This is a genomic window from Gloeocapsa sp. DLM2.Bin57, from assembly GCA_007693955.1.
Classification (GTDB): Bacteria; Cyanobacteriota; Cyanobacteriia; order Cyanobacteriales; family Gloeocapsaceae; genus Gloeocapsa.
Genome location: RECR01000132.1, coordinates 1 through 12354, shown reverse-complemented (window position 1 = coordinate 12354; position 12354 = coordinate 1). Strand labels below are relative to the sequence as shown.

At 37.9% G+C, this 12354-nt stretch carries 8 protein-coding genes and 5 pseudogenes; 2 read left to right on the top strand and 11 right to left on the bottom strand.

From position 1 onward, the window contains the following. From EA365_16445 to EA365_16410, 8 genes and pseudogenes are all read right to left on the bottom strand, one after another. Nucleotides 1–202, bottom strand: a pseudogene (locus EA365_16445) (transposase). Between the two features lie 82 nt (nucleotides 203–284). Beyond that, the gene (locus tag EA365_16440) at nucleotides 285–761 is read right to left on the bottom strand and encodes an HNH endonuclease (protein ID TVQ41928.1); all 477 of its coding nucleotides are present in this window, start codon (nucleotides 759–761) and stop codon (nucleotides 285–287) included. A gap of 493 nt (nucleotides 762–1254) precedes the next feature. Continuing rightward, nucleotides 1255–2055: pseudogene (locus EA365_16435) on the bottom strand (transposase). A 140-nt stretch (nucleotides 2056–2195) separates the two neighbouring features. Then, entirely contained in the window at nucleotides 2196–3725 is a 1530-nt protein-coding gene (locus EA365_16430; protein TVQ41927.1) for a magnesium chelatase, read from the bottom strand. Nucleotides 3726–3731: 6 nt separating this feature from the next. After that, on the bottom strand, nucleotides 3732–4760 hold the full coding sequence (locus EA365_16425) for a class 1 fructose-bisphosphatase (GenBank protein ID TVQ41926.1): 1029 nt from the start codon (nucleotides 4758–4760) through the stop codon (nucleotides 3732–3734). Further along, a complete protein-coding gene (gene topA / locus EA365_16420; protein TVQ41925.1) occupies nucleotides 4753–7353 on the bottom strand; it encodes a type I DNA topoisomerase in 2601 nt (866 codons plus the stop codon). Before topA ends, EA365_16425 begins: the two co-directional genes overlap by 8 nt. Nucleotides 7354–7726: 373 nt before the next feature. After that, a pseudogene (locus tag EA365_16415) lies at nucleotides 7727–8034 on the bottom strand (hypothetical protein). Then, nucleotides 8018–8338: pseudogene (locus EA365_16410) on the bottom strand (DUF433 domain-containing protein). The pseudogenes EA365_16415 and EA365_16410 overlap by 17 nt, the downstream one beginning before the upstream one ends. Nucleotides 8339–8432: 94 nt before the next feature. Here EA365_16410 and EA365_16405 point away from each other — a divergent pair. Both EA365_16405 and EA365_16400 read left to right on the top strand, forming a co-directional pair. Next, nucleotides 8433–10493 (top strand): ATP-binding protein, encoded by a 2061-nt coding sequence (locus EA365_16405; protein ID TVQ41924.1) that lies wholly within the window; start codon nucleotides 8433–8435, stop codon nucleotides 10491–10493. Between the two features lie 12 nt (nucleotides 10494–10505). Then, nucleotides 10506–10760, top strand: coding sequence for a DUF3148 domain-containing protein (locus EA365_16400; protein ID TVQ41923.1), 255 nt, complete (start codon nucleotides 10506–10508; stop codon nucleotides 10758–10760). Here the strand turns inward: EA365_16400 and EA365_16395 are convergent, their stop codons facing one another. The 3 genes and pseudogenes from EA365_16395 to EA365_16385 all read right to left on the bottom strand — a co-directional run bounded on the left by EA365_16395 (nucleotide 10761) and on the right by EA365_16385 (nucleotide 12253). Then, nucleotides 10761–11375, bottom strand: coding sequence for a DUF2382 domain-containing protein (locus EA365_16395; protein TVQ41922.1), 615 nt, complete (start codon nucleotides 11373–11375; stop codon nucleotides 10761–10763). A gap of 68 nt (nucleotides 11376–11443) precedes the next feature. Further along, the gene (locus EA365_16390; GenBank protein TVQ41921.1) at nucleotides 11444–12025 is read right to left on the bottom strand and encodes a DUF2382 domain-containing protein; all 582 of its coding nucleotides are present in this window, start codon (nucleotides 12023–12025) and stop codon (nucleotides 11444–11446) included. A 53-nt stretch (nucleotides 12026–12078) separates the two neighbouring features. Continuing rightward, nucleotides 12079–12253, bottom strand: a pseudogene (locus tag EA365_16385) (DUF2887 domain-containing protein). Nucleotides 12254–12354: the final 101 nt, after the last annotated feature.

Below are 12354 nucleotides of genomic sequence, written 5' to 3'. Positions count from 1 at the left end.
AGTTTTGACTAGTGTTATAAGGAGGTACAGCTATTACGGCTTTTCCATATTTATAGGCAAAATATTCTAACCATCGTCTGAAGGTTGCCCAAGCAACATCATTTATACTTTTGGCTAGTTTAGATTTAACCATGTTCTTAACCTTTAAGTCTTCATAGGCTATCAAGTCGTGAGACTGAACAACACGGAGCGCTATTCTCTTGTTAGAGTCGATGGGTGTATCACTACACCACACCTCTCTTCCCGAACGGTACGTGAAAGTTTCCCCTCATACCGCTCTTCAATTAGAATGCGTTTGACTTACGCGCTTCCTCAAGGTCGAACCTTGTTTTTTCATCATGACAATGTCCATGTAGTAACTGTAGGTTTTCCTTTCTATTACCTCCACCTTTCGATTTTGGTTTTATGTGGTCAACTTCCATAACGTCTCCATCTTTGAAATGTAATCCACACCATCGGCATTTACCCTTCTGCTTTTTCAAGAGTTCTGCGACTCTTTTAGGCGTTTCTGGATACTGTCCCATTCGTGCTGACCAATATTTCCAATCTCCGTCATAAGGACTTTTATCACCTTTAACTTTTATGTACTCAACACTACTATGGTGTTCACCTTTCGGATTATAACTTTCTAGTCTTAGTGAATTTTCCTCATTACCCGTTGAAAATATCTTTCTTCCTTTATGTCTGTGCCAGTATTTTTTATAAAAGTTCTCTTTTGAGTCTTTAGCTACTGCCCAACTTCTGAGTTTTTCAGATAACAAATAGTCACATTTAGAAAGTACTCCTATGCTCTTAGAATCACTAAATTTGTAATACTGTCGCCTTAGGACGCCAGGAACTCAACCTATATGTCTCCCTGACTGAGAAGTTACGATGCTTCAACCGATGATTCATTCTTGATTAACCCACGAGTTCCATTTCCTTGATGTTATCTTAGTCTTGCTCGCTTATAGATTACATGCTTGCTAATTCCTCAGCGCAAGGTTGTACTTTGCCTTGGACCAGCTTTTAGCCCCGCTTCAACTCCATTCGTCGTCAACGTTTATGTGTTGGGGGTCTCCTCATCCCTTTTCAAGGTGAGGCGCTCTATGCTTTTCCACCAGCATTAAGTGGGTAGGACTTCTTCTTTGAAGATTTCTCTTCTACTGTCTCTGCATGTGCTCGGTAGAATTCAGTCACCTACATGGAAATTTCAGTTGTCAAGGTTCAATATTGATTTACCTTGCCCTGTTTTATAAGGTTATATCCTCTTTCAACAGGAACGAATCGCACAGCAAACTCTTCTCGCTGCCTACTTATATTTAAATGTTTACGAGCATATCTCTTTCTAGCTTTTAAGTAGTTTTGGGATTGTAGTTTTCCTTTACGCAATTTTTTCGATTTTTTTCTATTGAGTCTGTTTAGTTGTTTTTCGGCTTGACGAGAGAATCTAGGATTTTCTACTATATCCCCATTAGAATCGGCATAGAAATACTTTAACCCAACATCTAAACCAATAGTCTTTTTAGTCGGCTCAAGTTGTTTTACTGTATCCCTAGGGTCTAATTTAAGGCAGAATTGGATATAATAACCATCACTTCTTTTTACGATACGGACTCGTTTTATTTGCTCTGGTTGATAATAGTTTAAATCAGGTGAGCATATTAATTTAAGAGTACCAATACCTTTTTTATCGGTGAATGTTATACGCTTCCTATCTTCTGATAGCTTCCAACCAGACTGTTTATACTCAACAGAGCGATTGTTCTTTTGGAATTTAGGATATCCCTTTTTACCTTTAACTTTGTTTTTGCAGTTATCAAAGAACTTATTTACGGCTATGAGTACTCTTTCTACTGCTACCTGACAAGCTGTAGAGTTAAGATGTTCGACAAAATCGAACTCTTTTCTTAATGCTGTAGAATAGCGGAATAAAGCTGCTTTACCATTATCTTTATTGTTTATCCAGTAGCGCAATGTTTTGTTTCGGACAAACTGAAGTGTACGAATAGCTTCATTGATAGCTAATATTTGATAAGGTTTAGGTGTTCTAGCTTTAGACTCTACTACAAACATTTATACTAGCTTAATAGGTATAAGATTATTAGAGCAGAGAAAAATAAAAGTCGCCTGTTCAGGACGAGGCTTTAACCCATTTTTTTGGTAAATAAGCTTTTTGCTGCTTTAAACAGTTTTTAATCCTTTCTAACTTCATATTAGTGCATTCTATCGATAGTACGATATTGAATCGCTTCGGCGACTTGTGCAGATTGAATAGCGCTTTGATGCTCTAAATCAGCGATCGTGCGAGCTACTTTAAGAATGCGATCGCTAGCTCGTGCGGATAATCCTAACTTAGTAATTGCTGCTTCGAGTAGCTTACGTGTGTTATCATCTAGTTTACAAAATTTACGTAAATGAGCTGAGGACATTTCCGCGTTGCAGCTAACTTTTGACTCATTTTTAAAACGTTTAATAGCGATTTCCCTAGCTTTAAGCACCCGTTGACGTACGGTATCAGAATCTTCTCCCGTGGTTTGAGAAGTAATTTCTTCAGGTTTTAAGCGATTAACTACCACCTGTAAATCGATACGATCCATCAATGGACCAGATAATTTAGCCCAATATTGTTCTCGTTGACGTGGTGAACAAGTACAAGGTTGTAGGGTATCACCAAAATAACCACAAGGACAAGGATTAGTACTAGCAACCAAAGTAAAACGAGCAGGAAAAACCACGGATTGACGAGTACGCGAAATACTTACATAACCATCCTCTAAAGGTTGACGCAAAAATTCTAAGACATTGCGTTTAAATTCTGTTAGTTCATCTAAAAAAAGTATGCCACGATGAGATAAAGATATTTCTCCTGGACGGGGAAAACTACCACCTCCAACCAAAGAAGGACCAGAAGCAGAATGATGAGGGCTACGAAAAGGGCGTTCTTGAATTAAACTTCCCCTATCCTTGAGAAAACCCGCCACAGAGTGAATTTGTGACACTTCTAAAGCTTCCTCAAAAGTCAAAGGAGGTAAAATCCCTGGTAAACGTCGCGCTAACATCGTTTTTCCCGCACCAGGGGGACCGACAAAGATTAAATTATGTCCACCAGCTGCAGCTATTTCTAAAGCGCGTCGCGCGTGACTTTGTCCTTTAACATCCCGTAAATTAGGGGTAAAAGGGGTAATTTCTGCAACAGTTTGGGCTAAATTAGATTGAACAGGAGTATATTGATCAGGATTATTGAGAAAATCAGCTACTTCTAAAAGATGTTTAAAACCATAAACGTTAATATTTTCCACGATCGCCGCTTCTTGGGCATTATCTTCTGGTACAATCAAAGTAGTAATACCCAAACTAGATGCAGCAGCAGCGATAGGTAAGACTCCGGCGATCGCTCTCAAACTACCGTCTAAAGACAATTCACCGAGAAACAGATAATCACCTAAACAAGTCGGATCTACCTGTTCTGAAGCTGCTAAAATACCCACACTGATAGGTAAATCAAAACTAGGACCTTCCTTACGCAAATCAGCGGGAGTCAGATTAACCAAGATATTGCGCACAGGAAAAGCAAAACCCGCGTTTTTAAGGGCTGATTTTACCCTTTCGCGGGATTCTTGTACAGCAACATCAGGTAATCCCACGATCACCATTTTAGGGAGACCACCTGAGACATCTACTTCTACCCCTACTTTAACGCCATTTATACCTACTAGAGAAGCAGTCCAAACCCTTGCTAACATAACTATTTAGCCTTTCTTAATAAAAGACTCTACTAACTCTACATTCAGTTTACTACCAATAATCAGAGGTGTGCGCGCGTGGAGATAATCGGGAATTACTTGTAAGAGATTTTCTCTTCCGTTACTCACTTTACCTCCTGCTTGTTCAATCAGAAAGCCTAGAGGTGCAGACTCATAGAGTAATCTTAACTTACCATTGGGTTGTTCTTTTGTACCTGGATAGAGAAATACTCCACCCTGCATCAAAATGCGGTGGATATCCCCTACTAAAGCACCACTATATCTAGAAGTATAGCCTTCTGTGGAGTGAACATAACGGACATATTCTCGTATAGACTCTTCCCATTGCCAGAAATTCCCTTCATTGACGCTATAAACTGGACCTGATTCGGGTATTTGAATATTTTCTTGAGCGAGAATAAATTCACCCAAACTTGGATCTAAGATAAAAGAGTGAACTCCTGTACCTAGGGTATAGACTAACATCGTGGAAGGACCATAGATGATATAACCCGCGGCTAGTTGTTGATAACCATCGAGTAATAAATCTGTTGCTTCTTCGTTAAGATCATCTCCTTGTTGACGACGAATAGCGAAGATAGAACCTACATTAATATTAATATCGACGTTAGAAGAGCCATCAATAGGGTCATAAACCAGAGTATAACGTCCTATGGGGCAATTTTCAGGTATATAATAGGGTTTTTCCATCTCTTCAGAGGCTAAGCGACAGACTAAACCGCTTTGCTCAAATACAGATATAAATACCTGATTAGCGTAGATATCGAGTTTTTTAACCGATTCTCCCTGTACGTTTACTTCTCCTGTAAACCCCAATACTCCTTCTAGTAAACCCGCGCGCGAAAGACGACGGGAAATTAATTTACCAGCTAAAGCGATGCGATTCATTAAAGCGCTGAGGTCTTGTGCTTCTGTGTCAAAGCTTTTTAACTGTTGTAAGACGTGACGATTTAGTGTAATACAGTCTCGACCTAAACTACGTTCTGGAGTACCAGTATTTTGTGTATTAACCATCAGCTGATTTTTTCCTTCTTGAGGTTGTTTTTTTGGGAGATTTTCCCTCAGAGACTTTAGCAGTAAGTGCGCTTACCGCAGTTTCTAAAGATATGGTGTCCACGCTTTCTCCTTCGGGAAGTTTGGCGTTAGTTTTACCATATTTGATGTAAGGACCATAAGGACCATCATAGATATTGACGGGTTCTTTATCTTCGGGATGCAATCCTAATTCCCGTAGAGGTTTTTTAGCGCGACGACCTCCCCCACGACCACTTTTTGGTTGGTTTAACAATTCGATCGCTCTGTCTAGAGTAATCGTTAAGAGATCGTCTTCTTTTTTAAGAGAACGATATTCTTTCCCTTCCTTCCCTTGATCGTGAACTACATATGGTCCAAAACGTCCTAGATTGGCTTGGATTTTACATCCTGTTTCTGGATGTGCTCCTAATGTCCTAGGTAAGGCTAAGTAAGCTAGAGCTATTTCTAGGGTAACATCTTCCGGTTGCATTCCCTTGGGTAAACTGACTCGTTTTGGTTTGGGTTTTTCTGTGGTAGCTTCTCCTAACTGAATATATGGTCCATAAGTACCTATTAATATATATATCTCTTCCCCTGTTTCGGGATGATTTCCTAGAGATTCTGGACCTATGGTTTTTTGTCGTAACAACTTCTCTACCTGTTCGGCGTTAAGATCAGATGGGGTTAAATCTGCGGGAATAGAAGCGGTAATGATCTCTTCTCCCTGTTTAGCTTCTAGATATGGTCCATATCTGCCAATTTTGACTGCTACAGGTAATTTATCTAGGATAATCGATTTAGATTGATTGGTATCTATTTGACTTTCCCGAACTTTGACTTGATTTTCTAAGCCATTTTCTCCTAGATAGAAGTTTTTCAGGTAGGGTAACCATTCCGCTTCTCCTGAGGCGATTTCGTCTAGAGTTTGTTCCATTTTGGAGGTAAAATTAGTATCTACTAAGTCAGGGAAATGCTCTTCTAATAAGCTAACTACTGCAAAAGCTGTAAAAGTAGGTACTAAGGCTTTATTGCGCAGTTGGATATAACCTCGATCGATGATTGTCCCAATAATAGACGCATAAGTACTCGGACGTCCTATCCCTTCTGTTTCTAGTTTCTTGACTAGGGATGCTTCGGTATAGCGATCGGGTGGTTGGGTTTGGTGTCCAATCGCTTCTAGTTGTTTACATTCGGGAGAGTCTCCTACTGCTAAAGGGGGGAGGATGACTTCTTGGTTATCTAACGCTGCTTCGGGATCGTCTGATCCTTCTACATAAGCTCGAAAAAACCCTGGAAAGTCAATCCTTTTCCCTGTGCTGCGAAAACCTGCGTTTTCTACTTGTAAAGATACACTAATTTGAGTTAAACGTGCAGGTGCCATTTGACAAGCTACTGTGCGCATCCAAATCAGTTGATAGAGTTTGTATTCTGCGCCACTTAAACCCGTTTCTTGGGGGGTACGGAAGGTGTTACCCGCAGGTCGAATTGCTTCGTGTGCTTCTTGTGCTCCTTTACTCTTGGTTTGATAGCGTTTTGGTTCTTTACTTAAGTATTCTTTTCCGTATAAATTTGTAACACATTGACGCGCCGCGGCGATCGCTTCTTCTGATAGATGGACAGAATCTGTCCTCATATAGGTTATATATCCTTGTTCGTATAGTTTTTGGGCTATACTCATGGTTTCTCGCGCGGATATCCCGAGTTTACGGTTAGATTCTTGTTGTAAGGTAGAAGTGGTAAATGGTGCTGAGGGTTGACGGGTTACTGGTTTTTCTTCGACTTCGGTTACTTCCCAGGGTTTGTCTTTGAGTTTTGCCGCGAGTGCTTTTGCTTCTTCTTCTTGAAGTAAGACTACTCTTTTGCCTTTACTTATTTTTCCCGTTTCTGGATCAAAATCACTCCCTGTGGCTAGTTTTTTCCCGTCTAAGGTTACTAGTTTAGCCTCAAATTTTTGCTTTTTTTGCGCTAATAATGCTTTTAAATCCCAGTATTCCCCTGATTGAAAAGCACTGCGCTGTCTCTCTTTGATTACTACTAGTCTGACTGCTACTGATTGTACTCTCCCCGCTGATAAACCTGTGGCTACTTTTTTCCACAGTAGGGGAGATAGGGTATAACCTACGAGGCGATCGAGAATTCTACGAGTTTCTTGAGCGTGCACTAGATTATAATCAATCTCACGACAGTTTTCTAGGGCTTTAGCGATCGCTTCTCTGGTTATTTCGTGAAATACCATCCTTTTACTAGGTACTTTAGGATTTAAAATCTGCAACAGATGCCAACTGATGCTCTCTCCTTCTCTATCTTCGTCTGTGGCTAAAATTACTTCTGTAGCGTTTTTAACCGCATCCCGTAATTCTTTAACTACTTTTTTCTTGCTTTTAGGTACTACATACAGGGGCTCAAAGTTTCCGCGCACATTTACTCCTAAACTCGACCACTCATACTCTTTATATTCTTTCGGGATTTCTTCTGCTTTTGCTGGTAAATCCCTGATATGACCCATGGATGCTTCTACCTGATACCCTGAAGGTAGGTAGTTCCTGATTGTACGCGCTTTGGTTGGAGATTCTACAATAACCAGAGTTGACATAAAAGTTAATTCACCAAAACCTAATTAATCGAATGATGCTTACTACTTTTCTCTAACATATCTCTTTAGTTTTGACAAGTTACTGCTATAATATGTAATATTTACTTAAGATTATCTCTTTTATGTTACCAGATTCTCCTAGACATGACCTGCAAGAGCCTATTCTTACTGCTTCACCTGAGATACGTATTGCTATAGAGCGCATTTTGACTCTAGAAAGAAATAAACTCTATCAGAAAAAGACGCGCAATATCAATGATGATGTCTTAAAAATTATTAAAGAACAAATTCAGTAACAGGGAGGAATATTAACAGCTTTACTATTTTTGGCTAAAAACACTGCTCTTTACGAAATTGCTAAATGTCCCTAGATTTAAATAAATTCTATTTTTCCTTTGAGATCATCTGGTTGTAACCACTCCCTAATCAAAGTTAAACTGTTAATGATTTCGCCTATAGTTCTTTGTTTTTGATGACAATAAACAATTCCGTTATGAATCATACCTCTTTGAGGCAATCTTCAAAAATCATCATCTTGAGTAAAAATAACCCTTTCTTCCATTAAAGCAAATTTTATTTATTCCTCATCAGTGGCGCTCATTAGATTTACTTCAAAAGTAGTAGTTGTGCTATGGCATTACTAACATTTTCGTCTAAATGAAATTTAAGTTTTTCTGACATTTTTTCTTTTCATTTTACTCTTTAATAGAGAAGGAGTTTGATTCGCTAAGGAATCAATAAACTGTTCACTTTCTTGAATATCTTGTCTAATTTATTCTAAATGATCATGATAGTACGCTAAAGCAGCATAAACATCACTTAGGTTAATACTGGGATAATGATCAACAATTTCGTCAGGAGACATTCCTCTAAACTCATGCCAAATCACAATATCCTGGACTTTGATACGATGACCAGCAATACGAGGTTTTCCACCACATATACCTTATGTGATTTTAATGTAATTAAAAAGTTGATTACTCATCTTTTTACTTCCCTTGTTAGATTCACTAACTCTTGAAAAATATTTTCTATTTAGTTATAGTATATCATATTATTGATATTCCCCAGAGGTCAGCGTGAAGATTATTTCTCTACAATTAACTAATTTTCGCCAATTTTACGGTAAAACACCCCTAATTTATTTTAGCGCAGGAGAGCGTAACAGTACAGTCATTCATGGCAATAATGGTGCGGGTAAAACAACTCTTCTGAATGCTTTTACTTGGGTATTGTATGAAAAATTTACCCCAGCTTTTGCTTCCCCACAATTATTGATTAATAAAAGAGCGATCGCCGAAAAAGACTTTAATACTTCCGTAGAATGTTCCGTTACCCTCGAATTTGAACACGACGCTAAAATCTATCGTTTACAACGTAAGTGTTATGCTTATCAAAATGATACTAATTTTATTAAATATAGTAAAAGTCAACCTCACTTAACTATAGCTGGAGACGATGGTCGTTGGTATCTTCCTCCTGAATCTCCTGATGATGTCATTGAGGGAATTTTACCTTCTAGTTTACATCATTATTTCTTTTTTGATGGTGAATATATCGACCATATCTCTCGTAGCGATAAAAAAACAACCTTAGCTGAAGATACTAAAGAATTAATTGGTATAAAAGTTGTGGAACGAGCTATTGAACACGTTAAAAAAGCTAAAAAAACTTTTCAAGATGAATTAAAACAAATTGGGGATATTCAAGTTAAAAAGATTCTCCAGCAACAACATAATCTCGAACACCATAGAGAACAAATATTAGCTAAAATAACTCAAATCAAACAAGATTTGGTCACTCATGAACAAACTAAACAGCAGCTTAATCAAGAATTACTTAAAATTAATGGTGCTGTAGAAATGCAAAAAAGAAAAATTGAGTTAGAGAATCAAGAAAAACGCTTAAGATCCGAATTACAACAAATTAAACAACAAATTAAAAATTTATTATCTAACCAAGGATTTACTGTTTTTCTGGAAGAGATATTTACTAAATTTCAAGGAATTGTCAACGAATTAAGAGAAAAAGGTGAATTACCCAGCGGTATAAAAAAAGACTTTGTAGAACAATTGTTAAACCGTCAATGCTGTATTTGTGGTCAACAACTAATACCAGGAAGTGAAGCTTATCAAACTGTAGAAACTTGGACTAATCAAGCGGGAATTGCTCAAGTAGAAGAAACAATTATTAGATTAGAAACTCAAGTCAATAACACTCAGAAAATTACCCCTGATTTTTGGCTAAAAATAGATAATGCTAAACAAAAAATTAATCAATTAAGAGAAGAATTAGCTCAAAAAGAGAATCAACTAGATAATATCAAAGAAACCCTGAGAACTTATCCTGAACATGATATAAAAAATCTACAAATTGAGTTAGATCAACTAGAATTATTGCTGAAAGAATTAACTATAGAATTAGGAGCAAATCAACAACAGTTAACAACTATAGAATCACAAATAACTGACCTAGAACGACAAATTAATAAACACCAAGTCAAAGAAGAAAAACAAAATTTAGCTAAACGGAGAATTCAAGCAACAGAAGAAATAATTACTCGTTTAAATCAAGTTAAAGAACTCCTCGAAAAAGAATTTCGTTTAGCTTTAGAAACTAAAATACAAGAAATTTTTAGCACTATTTCCTTTACTCCCTATATACCTAGAATCAATGAAAATTACGAACTTAATCTCATTGAAAACACTACAAAAGTAGCTATACCTGTGGCAGCATCTACAGGAGAAAATCAAATTCTGAGTCTTTCTTTCATTGGGGGAATTATCGATCGCGTTAGAGAATGGAGTCAGCATAATAAATTAATGGGACCTGATAGTAGTACTTTTCCTATGGTGATGGATTCTCCCTTTGGAAGTTTAGATGAAATTTATCGCCGACAAGTAGCTAAATCCCTTCCGAAATTAGCTAATCAATTAGTGATGATGGTAACCAAAACCCAATGGAGAATCGAAGTAGAACAAGAAATACAACCCCATCTAGGAAAACAGTATGTGTTGGTTTATTATTCTCCTAAGTCTGATTGTCAAGAAGATAGTATCATAATTAATAATCGGACTTATCCTCTAGTACAAAGAAGTCCTAACGATTTTGAATATACCGAAATTATCGCAGTAGAATAATGCCTAAAATTTATGTCAACAGAATTTAAAATTGGCGATCGCGTGAGGATTGTTAGCTTACCTCCTTATTTTAAAACAGCAGAGCCCATGCCGATGTTGCGTCCTCCCTCAGTAGTTGCGCTAGGAGAAGAAGGAATAATCAGCGATCGGCGTCCTGGTGATTACTGGTGCGTCAAATTTGCTCAGGGAGCTTTTTTAGTAGAGAGTAAATATTTAGAGTTACTCCAAAAGTCCCCCCACACTATGGAAGGTGGGGAGGGAGATTAATTAACGTGCGCTACGTACTTTTTCCCAAGCGTATTTAATTACGGTTTGATTTTGTTCCCAAGTACCTGGGTTTTTGTCTTCCCAAATAGCTTTAGCATCAGCTTCTACTGCAGACCAAGGACTACTGCGGAAGGGTTCAGTAGTAGCTAGTTTATAGCCATAGTTATAAGCAGGTTGTAACTCTTCGTAGGTGACGCCACTGTTAGATAAATTGGTGGTGTAGAAGGTACGAAAATCAGCATCATATTCATCAAAGGTACGTGATGTTTTAACTTCTTCGATTTCTACATCTTGACGACGTAGGGTTTCTTTGATGGTTTCGATTTTCTCAACAACTTCTTTACCGAGAGAAACTTCTTCTACCACTCTAGCGCTTTTTCTGACTTTAGCAATTTCGTCAATCTCAACCATCTCAAAGGATTTTTGCTTAAATAAGTCAGGATTGACGCTAACGCTACGATTAACAGGGCGACGGCTAACTTTTAAGGTTTCATCACGTAATTTAACATCTTCTTGTACCTCACGCTCGGTAACAACAGTGTAAATACGCATACGACCGCGCTCTACTTCTTCTTTCCCTAAGTATAAAGTCAAAAAATCAGCAAAAACTCCCAAAATCCCAGATAATTATATTGAATTATTCAGGTATGAGAGTTGCACACATGTTCAAAACTAAGCTATAGTTAAATATCCTCAAATTCGCGATTATGATCTGATAGTTCTGTTCCGTCAGCTTCTGTTCGTTCAACTTCGATAACCTCGCGTTGTAACATAACGCTGTGTGGTTGGGTTTTTTGGGTACGTTGTTTGGATATATGCACTTCTTCCACTAAAAGTAGCCGTTTTTCAATTACAGCGACTTCTTCTACCACGGGAATGATTAAAACTCCCCTTTCTTTACGAACTTTTGGAGAAGCATTCTCAACGAGTTTGTTAATGGGAACACGTTCTACGATTACCTCTTCGTGGGTTGTGGTAGCGTCTATCTCTTTCTCCCTGGTTTCTACTCGTTTATTGACTCGGACTATTCCCCTAGGGATTCTTTCTTTTTCAATAATAATTTGTTCTTCTATTACTGGTAAAATCAGTTCTTCTGCACCTGTAATGTTAACAAAATAACGACCATCTTCTTGAGGAATGAGTAACTCAGGTGTAATAACTATGCGAGAGTTATCTTCAAACTCAATCACACAGTAACCTCTTTCATCTTGAGCTACTACTGTACCTGTTTTTTGGTCATCACGAATAACGGTAACTCCTTCCATAATTTGCTCTTTCCTTGTTTAATTACTTTCTAGATACTATACCGTTTTCTAGGGGGTTGATTGTCTTGATTCGGGAGAAAGACTCCATCAATCCTAAACGCGAGTTGTTTTACCTCTACTAAAGAGAATTGATAGAAGTTAGCTATTTCCCCAGAGGAGTTGATTAATTCAAAGAAAAACTCACCGGAAACTTTGAAAGAGTCGGTAGAAAATGGTATCGGTTTTCACTTGTAAATAGTCATTCTGATACATTTATGCGGTACAAAACGATATCTCATCGCACTGTACCACAAGAGCGCCATCGGGTTTAATGATGGTGGAGGTATCCC